Origin of the sequence: Arthrobacter sp. V1I9 (genome assembly GCF_030817075.1) — a bacterium.
In the GTDB taxonomy this organism is placed as follows: Bacteria; Actinomycetota; Actinomycetes; order Actinomycetales; family Micrococcaceae; genus Arthrobacter.
Genome location: NZ_JAUSYU010000001.1, coordinates 2,618,816 through 2,636,670, shown reverse-complemented (window position 1 = coordinate 2,636,670; position 17,855 = coordinate 2,618,816). Strand labels below are relative to the sequence as shown.

Genomic DNA, 17,855 nt, shown 5'->3' with positions numbered 1-17,855 from the left:
AAAAGGAAGGACGGCCCGCGACAGTGGAACTTAACACGGCAGCCGCCCGGGACGAATCCCGCCAGCCATCAGCACGAGACCTGGAGGTACTGAGCCGCCAGTTGGGACGTCCGGTCCGGGACGTCGTCGAGATTCCCGCGCGCTGCGTCTGCGGCAACCCGCTGGTGGCCGCAACCGCTCCACGCCTCGCCAATGGAACCCCGTTTCCCACCACGTACTATCTGACTCATCCGGTCATCACCTCTGCGGTTTCCCGGCTGGAGGCAGCAGGTGTGATGACCGAAATGAACGAGCAGCTGGCCGGTAACGGTGAACTGGCCAACGCCTACCGCTCCGCGCATGAGGCCTACCTGGCAGCACGTGCGGCCATCGGTGAACGGTCCGGAATCGGAGCTGTTCCCGAGATCGACGGGATATCCGCCGGCGGCATGCCGACCCGCGTCAAGTGCCTCCACGTCCTGGTGGGGCATTCCCTCGCAGCCGGTCCAGGAGTCAACCCGCTGGGGGACCAGGCCATCAACGCGATCAGTGAGTGGTGGACCACAGACAGGTGCTACTGCGAAGGCGCCTGGGATACGGCAGGGGAAGCTCCGTCCAGGGACCTCAGCCGGCACGGGCCGCAGGGGCTGCCGGACATCGTGGGCCGCCCCGCGCCGGTCCGGAAGACTTCCGGGACTGCCGAGGCCGCTAAATGACCCGCGTTGCCGCCATCGACTGCGGCACCAATTCCATCCGCCTCCTGATCGCAGACATCGACCGCAGCAACGGAACCACCAGCCTCACGGATATCGTGCGCGAGATGCGCGTGGTGAGGCTGGGCGAGGGAGTGGACGCCACGGGCGAACTGGCCCCGGAGGCCCTGGAGCGGACGTTTGCGGCCACCGCCGACTACGCCAGCCTGATAAAGGAACACGGTGCCGTCAAGGTCCGCTTCGTTGCCACCTCCGCCAGCCGTGACGCACGGAACCGGGACCTGTTCGTGGACGGCGTCCGGGACCTCCTGGGCGTGGAACCCGAGGTCATTTCCGGTGACGAGGAAGCCGCGCTGTCCTTTGCCGGAGCCAGCAGCGTCCTGCCCATCCTTGACGGCCAGGAGGTGCTGGTGGTTGACCTGGGCGGCGGCAGCACCGAGTTCGTCCTGGGTACGGCAGCCGGGGTGACGGCGGCAAAGTCCGTAGACATCGGTTGTGTGCGCCTGACCGAACGGCATCTGAGCCAGGACCCGCCCACCGCCGAACAGATAGCTGCCGCGGAAGCTGACGTGGACGCCGCCATCGCCCGCGCCGGGCAGGACGTACCCCTGGAACGAGCCACCGCCGTCCTGGGCGTTGCCGGTTCCATTACCACCATCACCGCGCACGCCCTTCGCCTTCCTGAATATTCACCAGATACGATTCACGGCACGGAACTGCCCCTCGGCACAGTCCGGGCGGCCTCCACCGAGCTCCTCACCATGACGCGATCGGAACGCGCCGGCCTGCCCTACATGCACCCCGGCCGGGTAGACGTCATCGGCGCCGGGGGACTGGTGTGGGGCCGGATCCTCGAACGGCTGGCAGAGCTCACCGGCGGGCGCATCGCAACAGCCACAGCCAGCGAACACGACATCCTCGACGGCATCGCCCTGAGTATCGGCTGACGGCCCATGAAGATATCCACCACCCGAATGAGAGCACCGCTTGGACGGACCGGCGCAGCCCTGCTCGCGCTGGTCCTGGCCGGCGGCTGCCTGGTCACCGGCCTGTTCACTGCCCAGGCGGCGCAGGCGGACGAATGGCGCGACAAGCAGTACTGGCTGGCGGAGTCCGGCATCACCAAGGCCTGGGAGGTTTCCAAGGGCGCCGGGGTCAAGGTGGCCGTGATCGACAGCGGCGTGGACGCCCAGCACCCTGACCTCAAGGGAGCCGTTGCTGGCGGCTATGACGCCTCCGGTTCAGGACAGCCCAACGGGCAGGAGGGCGTAGGCTCCAAGACGGAACACGGCACGCTGGTGGCCACCATGCTCGCAGGACGCGGCCACCAGCCCGCACGCGCTACTGCCTCGCCCTCGCCCAAGCCTTCGCCTTCACCCCGCCCCGGAGCCCTTCCCCCTGACGGAATCGTGGGGGTAGCTCCGGAAGCGCAGATCCTCTCGGTCTCCACCTGGCTGGGCTCAACGAACCCGTCCGGCAAAAGTGACCAGGACCAGATCCCCGAGGCCGTCCGCTGGGCGGTGGATAACGGTGCCCGGGTCATCAACATTTCCCTCGGCAGCACCACCCCGCAGTGGCCGCAAAGCTGGGACGCCGCGTTTCTTTACGCCGAGCAAAAAGACGTGGTGATTGTGGCCGCCGCGGGCAACCGGGTGGGCGGCAACATCCAGGTGGGCGCTCCTGCCACCATTCCCGGCGTCCTCACGGTCGCCGGCGTGGACCGCAAGGGCACAGCCAGTGTTGACGCATCCTCCCAGGGAATCAGCATCGGCGTAGCGGCGCCCGCGGAGAACCTGCTGGGCGGCGTGCCCGGCGGCAGCTACGCAGAATGGGCAGGGACCTCCGGCTCTACGCCGATCGTTGCCGGTGTTGCGGCGCTGATCCGTTCCAAGTGGCCGGACATGAGCGCCGAACAGGTCATCAACAGGATTGTTTCAACGGCGAAGGATGCCGGAGCCCCCGGCAAGGATCCCCTGTACGGCTTCGGGGTCCTTAATGCAGAGGCGGCGCTGAAGGCCGACGTGCCGGAAGCAGCGGCAAACCCGCTTGGTTCCATTGCCGAGTGGATCCGGGTCCACCGGCGGGGCAACTTTGCCACCCCCGCACCGCTCCCCACCGCGGAAGTCCCCAGCGCGGCGCCCACCCTGCCGGAGGCCACCGTCCCTGCGGTTGTGCCGCCGTCGCAGCGGGACAGTGCCCTCGGCGCCGCCGTCGTCATTGGTTTCAGCCTGCTGTTCGTGGCGATCATCGCGGCAGCCGTCATCCAGCTCCGGCGGGCGGCGGGGAGACCGGCGGAGCTGGCCGACGAGCCCGACACAGGGGTGATGGGCAGTGTGGATTCCGAGCGTCAAACCTAAGCCCTGTAGCTTTCGGACAGTTAGTGAAGATTTTCACAAACTGCGGTATCCTTGATCCATGGCAACCACCCCAGAGCTCCAGGACCGTCCCAGGGTACTCGTCGTCGGCGGCGGGTACGTCGGCCTGTACGTAGCACTCAAATTGCAGAAGAAGATCGCGAACGCCGGTGGCATCGTCACCCTCGTGGATCCACTGCCGTACATGACCTACCAGCCGTTCCTGCCCGAGGTGGCCGGTGGCAACATCGAGGCGCGCCACGCTGTGGTTTCCCACCGCCAGCACCTCAAGCAGACCGAATTGATCCAGGGCCGCGTGACCTCGATTGACCACGCCAACCGCACCGCCGTAGTGGCTCCCGCTGATGGCGGCGCGCACTTTGAGGTTCCCTACTTCGACGTTGTGATGGCCGCAGGTGCCATCACGCGTACGTTCCCCATCAAGGGACTCGCGGACAAGGGCATCGGCCTGAAGACCATCGAGGAAGCTGTTGCCCTCCGCAACAAGGTCCTGGAGCGCATCGAAGTCGCCTCCACCATGACCGACCCCGCTGCCCGCGCCAAGGCCCTCACGTTCGTGGTGGTGGGTGGCGGATTTGCCGGCAATCGAGTGCATCACCGAAATGGAAGACCTCGCCCGGGCCGCCGTCCGGAACAACCCCCGCATCAAGCAGGAGGAAGTCCGCTTCGTCCTGGTTGAAGCCATGGGCCGGATCATGCCCGAAGTCACCGCCCAGCAGGCGGAATGGGTTGTGGAGCACCTCCGCAGCCGCGGCATCGAGGTACTCCTCAACACCTCCCTGGACAACGCTGAGGGCAGCCTCAAGCTCATCAACCTCCCGGACAAGACCCCCGCCCAGGAGTTCGAAACGGACACCCTCGTGTGGACGGCCGGCGTGCAGGCCAACCCCATGGTCCGCTCCACCGACTTCCCGCTCGAGCCCCGCGGCCGCGTGCGCGTCCTGCCGGACCTCCGGGTTGCCGGTGATGAGGGCATTATCGACAACGCCTGGGCAGCCGGCGACGTCGCCGCCGTGCCGGACCTCACCGGCAAGGGCCTCCCGGACGGCACCTGCGTTCCGAACGCCCAGCATGCGCTCCGCCAGGCCAAACGCCTCGCCAAGAACCTGTGGGCCTCCCGCTGGGACAAGCCGCTGAAGGACTACAAGCACAAGAACCTGGGTGCTGTTGCAGGCTTCGGTGAGTGGAAGGGCGTTGCCAACATCAACCTTGTGGGCAGCATCGGCCTCAAGGGCGGTCTTGCCTGGCTCGCCCACCGTGGCTACCACGGCATGGCGATGCCCACATTCGAGCGCAAATTCCGGGTGGTCTTCAACTGGATCCTCAGCTTCTTCGCGGGCCGCGACACCACGCAGCTGATGGACCTGGACAACCCGCGCGGCGCCTTCGTGGCAGCAGCTACCCCGGCTCCCAAGCCGGCCGCCGCACCCGCTGCGGACGCTCCTGCCCCGGTGGCCGGCGGTTCAGGTTCCACCGCCACCACGAAAGCGGACGTGCTCCCGGCCAGCGTGAAATAGACCTGCCCTGAATTAGCACACGACGGCGGCTGTCCCTTTTGGGGATGGCCGCCGTTCGCGTTTTTCCAGAAGACGTCAGCACTGCCGCCGGCATCGGCCTTCTAGACTGGGCAGCATGACTGGCGAGAAGAACCTACAGGCCCTGCTGGCAGGGATGCGCCCGGTCCGGCGCGCGGGTGAGTACGTGTACGTCCTGTGGCCGCACGGGCGGCCTTTGACGTCGGGCATCGAAGCTGCCGTACGGGAACCTGAGGGCCTCACTGTGGTCCTGCCCCGTTCGCAGGCTGACAAGGAAGGATTGTCCTACGACTTCGTGGGCGCCTGGATTACCTTGCAGATCCACTCCGCCTTGGAAGCCGTGGGACTCACCGCCGCCGTCAGCAAGGCACTCACGGATGCCAGGATCAGCTGCAATGTCCTTGCCGGGTTCCACCACGACCACCTCCTGGTGCCAGTGGCCGACGCCCCCCGCGCCCTCGAGGTGCTGGCAGAACTCGCGGCGCAGAATGCGCCTGGGCAGGGCCGCGGGCAGGTGCCCCGGCCTGAACTCCTGCTGCGCGAGGAGACCCGCGAGGACCGGGATGCGATCCTCGCCCTGACAGCGGAGGCATTCGCCATCTCGCCGGCCACCGGTCTTCCGGCGGACGGGGAGCCGGTGGAGGTCAACGTGCTCCGGGAGCTCTTTGACGCCCAGGAGTACCTCCCCGGTTTCAGCTTGGTCGCGGTCCTGGACGGCGAGCTGGTGGGGCATGTGATCAGCACGCGCGGATGGGTGGGCGGACAGGAACTGCTGGGCCTCGGCCCCATTGGTGTCACCCCGCGGCTCCAGAGGCACGGCATTGGTTCTGCATTGATGAAGGAGAGCATTGCCAGGGCAAACGATGCGGGGGAGATCGGTATCGCCCTGCTCGGCAGCCCCGATTACTACTCCCGCTTTGGCTTTGTCCCGGCCGCAACGTTGGGCGTGCTTCCGCCCGAGGCCGAATGGGGCGATTATTTTCAGTTGTTGCCGCTTGCCCTGTGGCCTGGCGGCATCCGTGGCACGTTCCGGTATGCCGAACCGTTCTCACGCCTTTGACGGGATACCATTGAGCCGTTGCCCCAGTAGCCCAATTGGCAGAGGCAGCGGACTTAAAATCCGCGTGTTGTGGGTTCGAGTCCCACCTGGGGTACGTGGCAGAACCGGCCGCCAGGGGCCGCCGAAAGAGGAAGCCGTCCGCACCGCGGGCGGCTTTCCTGCGTTTGATTCCACATATGCAACGACTGTTATGTAAGTGTGACCTCTCTCACTTATCTTCCCCGGGCATATGCATTAGCTTGAAAGCTAAATCAGGAACACCTGATTTTTCGTGTCAAAGGCCGTTCGCACCTTTAGATCGAGGAGCTCGTAAATGACTTTATTCCCCCAGGCGGGAACCCGCGTTGCCAAGCTGACAGTGCTTGGCATCGGCGTCGCCTTTATGGCAACGGCTTGCGGCGGTTCGTCCACACCCACGGCGTCCGAAACCGCCACCGGGTCAGCGGCAGGCATCGCCTGCCCGGCGCCCGGCACCACCAGTAGCAGCGCACCGGCTGCTGACGCGGGCGGCGCAGTCCCTCCGTCCAAGGGCACAACCAAGACTCCGCTGAAGCTCGGCTCTCTCCTGCCCACCACCGGTTCGCTGGCCTACCTGGGCCCACCGGAAATTGCCGGCGTCAACCTTGGTGTTAAGGAAGTCAACGATGCCGGCGGCGTCCTCGGCAAGCCTGTTCAGGTGGTCCACCGCGACTCGGGCGACACCAAGACGGACATCGCAACCCAGTCCACCTCTGCTTTGCTCGGCCAGGGGGTCAACGCCATCATCGGCGCAGCCTCCTCCGGCGTTTCCAAGACGGTCATCAACCAGATCACGGGCGCCGGTGTACTGCAGTTCTCGCCCGCCAACACCTCGCCGGACTTCACCACGTGGGACGACAAAGGCCTGTACTGGCGTACGGCGCCCTCCGACGTTCTCCAGGGCAAGGTCCTGGGTAACTACATGGTCACCTGCGGTGCCCAAACCGTCGGCATGATCGTCCTGAACGATGCCTACGGCACGGGGCTGGCCACCAACATCAAGGCAGCGTTTGAGTCAGCCGGCGGCAAGGTGGTGGCTGAGGAGCTCTTCAACGAGGGCGACACCCAGTTCAGCAGCCAGGTGGACAAGGTTATTGCAGCCAAGCCCGATGCAATCGCCCTGATCACCTTTGACCAGGCCAAGAGCATCGTGCCGCTGATGACCGGCAAGGGTGTGAAGGCCAGCCAGATGTTCCTGGTGGACGGCAACACGTCGGATTACAGCAAGGACTTCCAAGCGGGCACGATGGAAGGAGCCCATGGTACCTTCCCGGGAACCTTCGCCAACGAATCCTTCACCAAGAAGCTTCTTGAAGTGGACCCGGCACTGAAGGACTTCACCTACGGCGGCGAATCCTACGATGCCGTGAACCTGATTGCACTGGCATCCGAGGCCGCCGGCAGCACCAGTGGAGTTGAAATCGCCAAGCAGCTCAAGGGAGTTTCGGAAGCCGGCGAGAAGTGCACCAGCTTCCCCTCCTGCGTCACCCTGCTGCGTGAGGGCAAGGACATCGACTATGACGGCCAGTCCGGCCCTGTAACCTTCTCCGACGCCGGTGACCCGACAGAGGCCTACATTGGCATCTACGAATACACCAACGACAACAAGCTCAAGCCCCTCCAGTCGGAGTTCGGCAAGCTGTAACGCCACCCGCAACACCAAAGAGCCCCTGTCCAACCGGACAGGGGCTCTTTGTGTGGCGTTTGCCTTTACTCGACAGTGTCGGCCAGCGTGCCAAGATACAGCTGAATGACCTTGGGGTCCTTCATCAGTTCACGGCCGGTGCCCGTGTACGCATCCCGGCCCTGATCCAGGACGTAGCCGCGGTCGCAGATCTGCAGGCAACGCCTGGCGTTTTGTTCCACCATGATCACCGAGACGCCCGCGCGGTTGATCTCATGCACGCGCAGGAAGGTTTCGTCCTGCTTGACGGGGGAGAGGCCCGCGGACGGCTCGTCGAGCAACAGCACTGCCGGATCCATCATCAACGCCCGTCCCATCGCCACCATCTGGCGCTCGCCGCCTGAGAGGGAGCCGGCGCGCTGGGCCCGGCGCTTGCCGAGTTCAGGAAACAGGCTGGTGACGAAGTCGAACCGTTCGGCGAAGTCCTTGGGACGCTGGAACATGCCCATCTGCAGGTTTTCCTCGATGGTCAGGGTGGCGAAAACGTTGTTGGTCTGGGGGACGAAACCTACGCCCCGGCTTACCAGCTTGTTCGCCTTCAGGCCTGTAATGTCCTGCCCGCGCACCACCACTGTTCCGGAATGGACCTTGACGAGGCCGAACATTGCCTTCAACAGGGTCGACTTGCCGGCTCCGTTGGGCCCGATGATGCCGATCAGTTCGCCTTTGCGGGCCTCGATGCTGCAGCCGTTCAGGATGTTGACGCCGGGAAGGTAACCGGCCACCAGATCGGTGACCTTGACCACCGAGTCGCCGTCGCTGACGGGCTGGGCGGCGGGTGCTGCGCTGGTGCTGCTCATTGACTGTCCTTCTCTGTGGTGCCGGTCTCCGTGCTTCCGTGACGGCCGCGCGGTTGGTCGCGCTGAGGCTGGCCTTCCCCGGTGTGAACGGGGCTGTCGCCCTCTCCGGCCACGACGTCGACGGCGATGATGCCCGCATTCTCTGTTCCGACGATGGATTCTTCGTCAGCCACCAGTTCTGCTGCAAGTTCCTTGATGCCCTCGGAGTCGCCGAGGTCCACGTCATGGTGGGCGCCCAGGTAGGCGTCGATGACAGCGGGGTTCTTCATGACCTCCCCCGGGGGACCTTCCGCAACCACCTTGCCCTCGGCCATCACCACCACCCAATCGGCGATGTGCCGGACCATGTGCATATCGTGTTCGACGAAGAGAACCGTCATGCCTTCGGCTTTGAGGTTCTTGATGTGATCGAGCAGGGACTGCGTCAACGCAGGGTTGACTCCTGCCATGGGTTCATCAAGCATCACCAGCTTGGGCCGCACCATGAGGGAACGGGCCATTTCCAGGAGCTTGCGCTGGCCGCCGGAAAGGGACGCTGCATAGTCGTCCTTTTTCGCGTCCAGCTTGAACTTCTCCAGCAGGACATCGGCCTCGGCGGTAATCTGCTTCTCCCGGCCGCCCCAGATGCCCTTGAAGAGTGCCTTGGCGAGGCTCTCACCGGGTTGGTTCGCAGCGCCGAGGCGCATGTTTTCCATCACGGTGAGCTTGCCCATGACCTTGGTGAGCTGGAACGTGCGGACCATTCCCATCCGGGCCACCTTGTATGGGGACACCCCTGCCAGGCTCTGGCCTTCGAACTGCCACTTGCCGCTGTTCGGCGTATCAAAACCGGTCAGCAGGTTGAACAAGGTTGTTTTGCCGGCTCCGTTGGGGCCGATCAAAGCGGTGATTTTGTGCCGGGGAATTTCCAGGTAGTCGACGTCCACCGCATTGATGCCGCCGAAGCTTCGCGTGACGTTTTCGGCCACCACGATGGGGTCCCGCTTCTTGCACCCGGGGCCGGTTTCGCCGGCGGCTATGGGACGGATGTCCGTCATGTAGTCCGTTTCCCCGGCCTGTGTGGTGGGGGATTCTTCGCTGTGCTTGCTCATGCGAACGCCAGCTCCTTCTTGTTTCCGAAGACGCCCTGCGGCCTGAAGATCATCAGCAGCATGAGGGCGACGCCTACCAGGATGTACCGCAGCTGCCCGGCCTGGACCGTGTTGAGCCACGTGATGGCACCTGATTCGATCAGGCCGTAGAGGATCCCCTGGGTCAGGGAGAGGACCACCCAGAAGATCATGGCGCCGATGACCGGTCCGAGGACCGTGGCCATGCCACCGAGCAGGAGGCAGGTGTAGAGGAAGAACGTGAGTTCCGTTCCGTAGTTTGCCGGCTGCACCGATCCTCGGGGAAGGGTAAAGACCATGCCGGCGAGGGCGCCCAGCACTCCGCCGATGATGAGGGCCTGCATCTTGTAGGCATAGACGTTCTTGCCCAGTGACCGTACGGCGTTCTCGTCTTCGCGGATGCCTTTGAGCACCCGGCCCCAGGGGCTGCGCATCAGCAGCCACACGAGCGTGCAGCAGAGTGCCACCAGGGCCCATCCCACCACGCGGATGAAGAAGTCACGGTTATTCATGCCGAAGTAGTCGCCTTCCGGGAACGGGTTCATGGAGTAGAACCCGCCTTCGAAAGCCGCCAGGCCGTTGGCTGATCCCGTGACCGAGGTGAGCTGGTTCGTGGTGACGATATACCGCACGATTTCCGCTGCCGCAATGGTGACGATGGCGAGGTAGTCCGCGCGGAGCCTCAGGGTGGGAATGCCAAGCAGCAGCGCGAAAATGGCCGAGGCAATGACGGCGATCAGCAGACCCACGAAGAACGGGACGCCGAAACTGAGGGTGGAGATGGCGAAGCCGTAGGCACCCACGGCCATGAAGCCCGCCTGGCCGAAGTTGAGCAGCCCCGAGTAACCGAAATGTACCGCGAGGCCGAGTGCGGCCAAGGCGTAGGCGGCCGTCGTCGGGCTGAAAATCTCAGCGGCGGCGCTGGCAAGAATGAATCCAAAGTCCACGGCTGTCTCCTAACCCACGCGCTCGCGTCGGCCCAGGATTCCCTGCGGCCGGAACAAGAGGACAACGATCATGATGAACAGGGCTCCCACGTATTTGAGGTCGGCAGCGAGGCCGAACACGGTGGTCAGCTCCACAAAGATGCCGACGATGATTGATCCGATCAGGGCGCCGAACACGGTGCCGAGCCCGCCGAGGGTGACGCCGGCAAAGATCAGCAGCAGGATGGCGGAACCCATGTCGAACGTGACGCCGGGACGGTAATAGGCCCAGAGAATGCCACCGAGCGACGCCAGCATGCCACCGGTGATCCAGACAAGCCGGATCACGCCGTCGACGTCGATTCCCGACGCCGCCGCGAGGGCGGGGTTGTCCGCCACTGCGCGGGTTGCTTTGCCCAGCCTGGTTTTCAGCAGCACGATGCCGATCAGGGCGATGACTACCGCGCTGATGCCCAGGGACCAGAGGTTGTTGGGTGAGATGGATACCGGGCCGAGCTGAATCTCAGGGCTTTGGGCGAACGGCAACTGCTGGGTGGCGCCGCCGAAGAAGAACTGGATGACATACCGGACGGCAAGGGCAAGGCCGATGCTGACGATCATCATGGGCACCAGGCTGGTGCCGCGGCGCCGCAGGGGCCGCCACAGCCCCCTGTCCTGGACGTAGCCGAACAACCCGCCGCCCAGCAGGGAGAGGATGATGGCCAGCCAGAACGGAAGGCCGATTGCATTGAAGGCAAACACCAGCACGGCGCCGAGGGTGACCATCTCACCGTGGGCAAAGTTGGTCAGTCCCGTAGTACCGAAGATCAGCGAGAGGCCTACGGAGGCCAGCGCCAGCAGCAGCCCAAAACTCAATCCGGCCACCAGGCGGTTGAGCAGGTTCTGGCCGAAGTCCTGCTGCTGGACCACGATGCCTTTGCCGAAGGCGAAGATGACAGACAGGTTGGACGTCTGGCTGAACGTCACCTCACGGGGATTCTCCTGGCCCTCGGCCAAGGTTATGCCCTCAGGCAGGGTTGATTCGTCCAGCTCCACCGTGTAGGTCCCCTGCTCGGGCACACCGATACTCCAGGACCCGTTCGCGGACGACTTGGCGGTGCCCGTGAAGTCGCCGCTCCTGGCGGTGATGGTCACGTCCGCCAGAGGTGCACGGGTATCGTCGCGGAGGAATCCGCTGATGTTGTTCTGGAAGGTTTGGTTCGACGGGGATGGTGTCGGTGACGGGGAAGTGGCCTGGGATGCCGGGGCCACCACGAGGAGGATTGCCAGGATGGATGCGCTGATGGCTCCCAACAGTCTTAGCAACCCGCGGCGTCCTCCGGCCGGCAGGCCTTGGGATGTACTTCTCAAATTGAAAACCTCCACTTGGGGGGCGGTCTCGGCTGCTCCATTGCAGCCGCTGCGAACGGATGCAGGGCTGGGATGATGCCATAACGCCCTGCACCCGTCACGCATGTGAGTTCCGTCACCCTGCTTGGCTTATGCTACAGCCCGGAAGAACCGATAAATGCCGCGATTGGGGGCGTCAGGATAGCGATCAGGTAACAACTGGGCGGCGCCGGGAGCCCGAACCGCAGGGAAAGCCGGAGGAAACCTTTGTTGATTCATGGTGCTTCCTGCCGGCTGCCACCCTGCTGGAGTCCGTCATGAAACCGCGTGGCCCGCTTCAACACGTCACGGTTGGGTTGCACCCGCCTGCGGCGGGGAACTTTTAGCGGTGCAAGGACGTGAAAATTGGTAGCGTAAACCATAAGGTTCACAACACATCCCCTATTGGAGGAATCCCGCAATGGCACTTGGCGGCAACCCGATCTTCAACGGAAGAAGCTTCCGTGGAGCCACCCAGGCACCGCCTGTCCCGCAGGCTCCGTACGGCCAGCAGCCGTACGGCCAGGCTCCCTATGGCCAGCAGCCGTACGGCCAGGCTCCCTACGGCCAGGCTCCGTACGGCCAGCAGGGCTACGGACAGCAGCCCATGACCGACGAGCAGCTGCAGCAGATGTACAACCAGCCTGCAGCCGGCCCCGCAGACACCGGCCGGATGACGTTCGACGACGTTATCGTCAAAACGACCCTCTGCCTCGGCGCCGTCATCGTTGGCGCCGCCGTCACGCTGACCGTTGGCTTGGGCCTTGCCTCGCTGCTGATGATTGTGGGCGCCCTTGGCGGCTTCGTGCTGGCGCTGGTCAACACGTTCAAGAAGCAGCCCTCCCCGGCGCTCATTCTTGCCTATGCCGCACTGGAAGGCCTCTTCCTCGGCGGCCTGACCCGCATTCTGGACACCCAGTACCCGGGTGTCGGCCTGCAGGCAGTGGTGGGTACTCTCTCCGTGTTTGCAGTGACGCTGCTGCTCTTCAAGAGCGGCAAGGTCCGCGCCACGCCCAAGGCAATGCGCTTCTTTATGATCGCGATCGCAGGCTACGCCCTGTTCTCCGTGGTCAACCTCATCATGATGCTCACCGGAGTAACGCAGGAGCCGTTCGGCCTGCGCAGCGGCATCATCGGCGTCCTCATCGGCGTCTTCGCCATCGGTCTGGCTGCCTTCTCGCTGATCATGGACTTCACCAGCATCGAAGCAGGCGTCCGCAGCGGCGCCCCGCAGCGCTTCTCCTGGACCGCCGCCTTCGGCCTCACCGTCACCCTCGTGTGGCTCTATGTGGAGATCATCCGCCTGCTGGCGATCCTCCGCGGGGACGACTAACCCCCACAGCGGCCTCCCGCCGTCGGACGCAAAGCAGTAGCCAGCTAAAAGCTGAGGGCCCCACCGAATGGTGGGGCCCTCAGCTGTTTTGGGGAACTAGGCAATCCGCATGGCGCCGGCTGCCGGAGTCACGGTGAAGATATCCGGCGCAGTGAAACCGGCAGCAGCGAAAGCCTTGGCGACGGCGTCGCGCACCTTTTGCTCCGAGCCCACCGGTGTGAGCGCGATGGCCGCGCCGCCAAACCCGCCACCTGTCATCCGGGCGCCGATGGCGCCGTTGGCACGGGAGGCCTCCACCGCCAAGTCGAGTTCCGGGCACGAGATTTCAAAGTCGTCGCGCATGGACGCGTGGCTCGCGTCCAGGAGTGGGCCGATTGACGCCGGCCCCTCAGCCGCGAGGAGGTCCACACTCTGGAGGACGCGGTCGTTCTCGGTGACCACATGGCGCACCCGGCGGAACGTCACTTCGTCCAGCAGCCCCGAGGCTTCCTCCAGTTCACCTACCTGGACATCCCGCAGTGCCCTAACGCCCAGCACCTCAGCGCCCAGCTCGCAGGATGCGCGCCGGGACGCGTACCCGCCGTCGGCATGGGAGTGGGACACCTTGGTGTCGATGACCAGCATCACCAGGCCTGCCGGCTCCGTTTCGAACGGAACCAGGCTGACGTTCTGGTCCCTGCAGTCCAGGAAGACGGCGTGGCCCTTGGAGCCGCGTAACGAGGCGGATTGATCCATTATCCCTGTGGGCGCCCCCACGAAATCGTTTTCGGCCTGCTGCGTGGCCAGGACCATGTCCTCCGCCTGCAGCCCGGCGCCGGTCAGTTCATTCAGTGCCGAGATGACGGCGCATTCGATGGCATGGGAGGAGGAGAGCCCCGCGCCGAGCGGGACGTTCGAGTCCAGCAGCAGGTCAACGCCCGGCACCTCGATGCCCTTCTGGCGAAGCGCCCACATGACACCCAGCGGATACTTCGTCCAGCCTTTCGCCGAGCCGGGCTGCAGGGAATCCAGCGTGGTGGTCACCACGCCCTGGTCCCCGTACGTGGACAACAGCCGCACGGAGTTATCAGGGCGCACTGCTACTGCCACGCGTGCTGTCCGGTCAATCGCGAAGGGCAGGACAAACCCCTCGTTGTAGTCCGTATGCTCACCGATCAGGTTCACGCGGCCCGGCGCCTGCCAGATGCCGGCGGGAACCCCGCCGAACTCCCGGGTGAACCGGGCGGCCAGGTCCTCGGTACAGGTGCCTTCCGGTACGGTCAGCGGGTCAGATGCGGCACTCACGCGGAAGCTCCTTGGGGCAGGGCTGCCCGGAGGGCAGCGCTGGATGGTGTTGAAGCCGGAACGGTGACGCTGCGCAGGCGCTCGGCCACGCTTTCCGGGGTGGTGTCATTAATGAAGGCGCCCATCGCAGCCTCGGAACCGGCGAGGAACTTCAGCTTGTCGGCAGCCCGCCGCGGGGAGGTCAGCTGGAGGTGGAGGTAGCTTGCGGGACGTAGCAGGTCGTCCAGCGGGGCCTGGTGCCACGCGGAGATGTACGGCGTTGGCGTGGGGTAGAGCGCGTCCAATCGTTTGAGCAGGTCAAGGTAGACATGCGCCAGTTCATCCTTCTCCTTCCCGCTCAACCCTGCCAGATCGGAAACCTGGCGGTGGGGAACCAGATGGATCTCCAGTGGCCAGCGGGCAGCAAACGGAACGTAGGCGCTGAAGTTTTCGCCCTCCAAGACCATCCGGCTGCCGTCTTCGCGTTCGGAGCGCAGCAGCGAGCCCGTGAGGGTCTCCCGGCCGTCCTCAGCATCGTAGAACTTCCGGGCAGCGGCGCCCAGGACACCTGCGCGCGGAGTCACGTAGGGGTAGGCATAAATTTGGCCGTGGGGATGGTGGAGAGTTACGCCGATATCCGCGCCGCGGTTCTCGAAGGGGAAGACCTGTTTGATTCCGGGGAGCGCGCTCAGGGCTTCGGTGCGCTGCGCCCATGCCTCAATCACTGTGCGGGAGCGGGCTTCGCTGAGTCCGCTGAAGGATCCGGTATGGGCCGGGGTGAACGCCACCACTTCGCAGCGGCCGTAGGCGGGTCCCGTTGTTCCCCAGGCCGCTACCGCAGGGACCGTGCCCAGAGCCGGGCCAAGCGACGGGAAGCGGTTCTCGAATACCACAACGTCGTAGTCGTCAGCCGGTATCTCTGAAGGATTGCCGGCGGTAGTGGGGCAAATGGGACACTGGTCCGCCGGCGGCAGATGGGTGCGGCTTTGGCGGTGGGCTGCTACCGCCACCCATTCGTCGGTGAGGGCATCGAAACGGACTTCGCCCGGCTCGCCCCTGGGGGCCAGGCCGCGGTGGTCCGTGGTGGTGTCCGCCGTCCGCGCTTTGGGGGCGTGGGCGTCGTCAAAATAAATCAGCTCCCTGCCGTCAGAGAGCCTGGTGCTGGTGATTCCCGTCATGAACCGTCCTTTGGGTGTTGCTGCAACTTAACAATATTGTGTCACAGGTCGCCCAAAAGGGAATAGAAGCAAACAAAACAGAACAAATGCCGGGTGCGCGGGCAATGGCAGCGCTGTACGGTATTGCTCATGACTTCCGATTCACCCCTCGAAACCAGCGTCGCTTCAGGCTACCGGGCATACGCCACCGGCCGGCAGTATGAACTCCGGCGGGGAGACGCCCTGGCAGTGGTCACCGAACTGGCTGCCGGACTCCGCTTGTTCAGCCGGGCGGGCGTCCAGCTCACTGAAACTTACGGCGACGACCAGATCCCGCCGGGCGGGTGCGGTATTACCCTCGCCCCGTGGGCCAACCGGGTGGAAGACGGGCAGTGGTTCCTGGACGGCAAGAAGCAGCAGCTGGCCATCACGGAGGTGGCGCGCCACAACGCCAGCCACGGACTCCTCCGCAACGCCTCCTACACGCTGGTGGACGAGTCCGAGCATTCTGTGACGCTCGAGGCCACCATTTTTCCGCAGCATGGTTACCCGTTCCTGGCACGACACCGTGTGCAGTACCTCCTCACCGAAGACCTCGGCCTGGTGGTCCGGCAGACGCTGGCCAACCATGCCAAGGCGCCGGCGCCGTTCGTCCTTGGGGCACACCCGTATCTGCGACTGGGGGACGCCGCCATCGAGGACCTGGTGTTGACTGTTGCTGCCGACACCCAATTGCTTGCTGACGAGCGCCTCATTCCGCGCAGCAGCGCTCCAGTCCAGGGTGACACCGACTTCCGGGCAGGGCTGCGCATCGCGCCGCTAAGCGTCGACGTCGCCCTGACCGGCCTGCAGTTCGAGGACGGCAAGGCCCGGCACACTTTGGCGGCACCGGATGGCCGGCAGGTGAGCCTTTGGCAGGACGAATCCTGCCAGTACGTCCACGTTTACGTCAGTACCCAGTACCCGGGGCGCAGCCGCGCTGTGGCTGTTGAACCCATGACCGGTCCCGCCAATGCGTTCAACTCCGGCGACGGCCTTCGCTGGCTGCAGCCGGGTGAGTCCTTCACCATGTCATGGGGGATCGATTACCGCACAGGGGACGCCGGCTAGCAGTTTCCCATTAGGCCACGGCTGGGGAATTATTAGGCTATGACGCCAGCCGAGGATCCCGTTTCGCCCGACCCTCAAACCCCAGTACGGCAACCATCCGCTGCACCGGCAACAGGAACTGCACCGGCAACAGGAACTGCGCCGCTCCGGGTTCTGACAGACCGTGAACTGGACAAGGACATTCCCTACGGGGTGCGCATCGCCGCGTCCTGGGCCTGGCGCCTGGGGCTCATCCTCCTTGTGGGCGGTGCACTGGTGTGGCTGCTGAGGGGGATCAGTTTCCTGATCATTCCGGTGATGGTTGCGGCCCTTTTGGCCGGGCTCCTGAGTCCGGTGGTGAGCTGGCTGAAACGGGGCAGGGTGCCCGGCGGGGCGGCTGTGGCCATCACCGTGGTGGGTTTCCTGGGCCTGATCGGCGGATCACTGGCGCTGGTGGGCAGGCAGCTCGTCGCCGGATTCGGGGAGCTCTGGTCTGAGGCGCTGACCGGCATACGCCAAATACAGGACTGGTTGTCCGAGGGGCCCCTCCACCTGACGGCCGACCAGATTGACAGGTACCTGCAGGAAGCCACTACGGCACTGCAGGACAACACCAGCAGTATCCTCAGCGGTGCGCTGTCCTTCGGCAGCACCGCGGGGCATTTCGCGGCGGGACTGGTACTCGCGCTCTTCGTCCTCATCTTTTTCCTGCTGGAAGGCGACCGGATTTGGGCTTTCCTCGTCCGGCTGCTGCCCCGGAAGGCACGCGCGGCGACGTTCGGCGCAGGGCGTAAGGGCTGGGCATCAATGGTGAGCTATGCGCGCATCCAGATGTTCGTCGCATTTGTCGATGCCGTGGGCATCGGCGTGGGCGCGGCGATTATCGGCGTCCCGCTGGCGCTGCCACTGAGCGTGCTGGTGTTCATCGGTTCGTTCATCCCCATTGTTGGTGCACTGGTGACCGGCGCCATAGCAGTACTGCTTGCATTAGTGGCTAATGGCCCCATCAACGCCTTGATCATGCTCGGCATAGTGCTGCTGGTGCAGCAGTTGGAAAGTCACATCCTTCAGCCCCTCGTGATGGGCAAGGCCGTAGCTTTGCATCCCGTGGCTGTGATCCTGTCGGTAGCGGCCGGATCCTACCTGGCCGGGATTCCCGGCGCGTTGTTCTCGGTGCCCATCCTCGCCGTCGCAAACTCGGCCGTTCGCTACATCGCCGCCAGAACGTGGGAACATGAACAGGTGCTGGCAACGCCTGCAGGCCCGGTGGCTGCCGGGGCTGGCCCGGACAACACTATTACGCGTGTTGACCCGCCGGACGCCCTCAAGGGCGGCAAGGACGCCGCAGCCAGCACCGACGCAGAACAACCTGACGCCCGTTCCGAGGACGCGGCGCCGGGGCCAAAATCCAGAGGAGATTAGTCC

At 64.7% G+C, this 17,855-nt stretch carries 14 protein-coding genes, 1 tRNA gene and 1 pseudogene; 10 read left to right on the top strand and 6 right to left on the bottom strand.

Features of this window, described 5'->3' with window-relative positions; genetic code table 11:
* Positions 1–23 precede the first annotated feature (23 nt).
* The 7 genes and pseudogenes from QFZ70_RS12390 (at position 24) to QFZ70_RS12360 (ending at position 7,325) form a co-directional block, all read left to right on the top strand.
* A complete protein-coding gene (locus tag QFZ70_RS12390) occupies positions 24–695 on the top strand; it encodes a DUF501 domain-containing protein (RefSeq protein ID WP_307095953.1) in 672 nt (223 codons plus the stop codon).
* The gene (locus QFZ70_RS12385) at positions 692–1,639 is read left to right on the top strand and encodes a Ppx/GppA phosphatase family protein (protein ID WP_307095952.1); all 948 of its coding nucleotides are present in this window, start codon (positions 692–694) and stop codon (positions 1,637–1,639) included. Before QFZ70_RS12390 ends, QFZ70_RS12385 begins: the two co-directional genes overlap by 4 nt.
* Positions 1,640–1,666: 27 nt before the next feature.
* Positions 1,667–3,049, top strand: a complete 1,383-nt coding sequence (locus tag QFZ70_RS12380; RefSeq protein WP_307095951.1) for a S8 family serine peptidase — start codon at positions 1,667–1,669, stop codon at positions 3,047–3,049.
* A gap of 58 nt (positions 3,050–3,107) precedes the next feature.
* Positions 3,108–4,584: pseudogene (locus QFZ70_RS12375) on the top strand (NAD(P)/FAD-dependent oxidoreductase).
* A gap of 115 nt (positions 4,585–4,699) precedes the next feature.
* The gene (locus tag QFZ70_RS12370) at positions 4,700–5,662 is read left to right on the top strand and encodes an N-acetyltransferase (protein WP_307095949.1); all 963 of its coding nucleotides are present in this window, start codon (positions 4,700–4,702) and stop codon (positions 5,660–5,662) included.
* A 20-nt stretch (positions 5,663–5,682) separates the two neighbouring features.
* A tRNA-Leu gene (locus QFZ70_RS12365) sits at positions 5,683–5,756 on the top strand.
* 219 nt (positions 5,757–5,975) lie between these two features.
* Positions 5,976–7,325, top strand: a complete 1,350-nt coding sequence (locus QFZ70_RS12360; RefSeq protein WP_307095948.1) for an ABC transporter substrate-binding protein — start codon at positions 5,976–5,978, stop codon at positions 7,323–7,325.
* Between the two features lie 65 nt (positions 7,326–7,390).
* Here QFZ70_RS12360 and QFZ70_RS12355 read toward each other — a convergent pair whose 3' ends face one another.
* The 4 genes from QFZ70_RS12355 to QFZ70_RS12340 are packed head-to-tail and all read right to left on the bottom strand — an operon-like array spanning position 7,391 to position 11,525.
* Positions 7,391–8,164 carry an ABC transporter ATP-binding protein gene (locus tag QFZ70_RS12355; RefSeq protein WP_307095947.1) on the bottom strand — a complete coding sequence of 258 codons (774 nt, stop codon included), beginning with the start codon at positions 8,162–8,164 and terminating at the stop codon, positions 7,391–7,393.
* The gene (locus tag QFZ70_RS12350; RefSeq protein ID WP_307095945.1) at positions 8,161–9,255 is read right to left on the bottom strand and encodes an ABC transporter ATP-binding protein; all 1,095 of its coding nucleotides are present in this window, start codon (positions 9,253–9,255) and stop codon (positions 8,161–8,163) included. The genes QFZ70_RS12355 and QFZ70_RS12350 overlap by 4 nt, the downstream gene beginning before the upstream one ends.
* On the bottom strand, positions 9,252–10,220 hold the full coding sequence (locus tag QFZ70_RS12345) for a branched-chain amino acid ABC transporter permease (RefSeq protein WP_307095944.1): 969 nt from the start codon (positions 10,218–10,220) through the stop codon (positions 9,252–9,254). The genes QFZ70_RS12350 and QFZ70_RS12345 overlap by 4 nt, the downstream gene beginning before the upstream one ends.
* Before the next feature lie 9 nt (positions 10,221–10,229).
* A complete protein-coding gene (locus QFZ70_RS12340; protein ID WP_373461681.1) occupies positions 10,230–11,525 on the bottom strand; it encodes a branched-chain amino acid ABC transporter permease in 1,296 nt (431 codons plus the stop codon).
* A 484-nt stretch (positions 11,526–12,009) separates the two neighbouring features.
* On the opposite strand from QFZ70_RS12340, the gene QFZ70_RS12335 reads away from it, so the two are divergent.
* Entirely contained in the window at positions 12,010–12,921 is a 912-nt protein-coding gene (locus QFZ70_RS12335) for a Bax inhibitor-1/YccA family protein (protein WP_307095941.1), read from the top strand.
* Between the two features lie 96 nt (positions 12,922–13,017).
* Here QFZ70_RS12335 and galK read toward each other — a convergent pair whose 3' ends face one another.
* Entirely contained in the window at positions 13,018–14,205 is a 1,188-nt protein-coding gene (gene galK / locus QFZ70_RS12330) for a galactokinase (protein ID WP_373461586.1), read from the bottom strand.
* Positions 14,202–15,362 (bottom strand): galactose-1-phosphate uridylyltransferase, encoded by a 1,161-nt coding sequence (gene galT, locus QFZ70_RS12325; protein ID WP_307095939.1) that lies wholly within the window; start codon positions 15,360–15,362, stop codon positions 14,202–14,204. The genes galK and galT overlap by 4 nt, the downstream gene beginning before the upstream one ends.
* A gap of 129 nt (positions 15,363–15,491) precedes the next feature.
* Between galT and QFZ70_RS12320 the strand changes: the two genes are divergently transcribed.
* Together QFZ70_RS12320 and QFZ70_RS12315 are read left to right on the top strand one after the other, a co-directional pair.
* Positions 15,492–16,451, top strand: coding sequence for an aldose 1-epimerase family protein (locus tag QFZ70_RS12320; protein ID WP_307095938.1), 960 nt, complete (start codon positions 15,492–15,494; stop codon positions 16,449–16,451).
* Between the two features lie 39 nt (positions 16,452–16,490).
* Positions 16,491–17,852: an AI-2E family transporter gene (locus tag QFZ70_RS12315; RefSeq protein WP_307095937.1), complete on the top strand. Its 1,362-nt coding sequence runs from the start codon at positions 16,491–16,493 to the stop codon at positions 17,850–17,852.
* Positions 17,853–17,855: the final 3 nt, after the last annotated feature.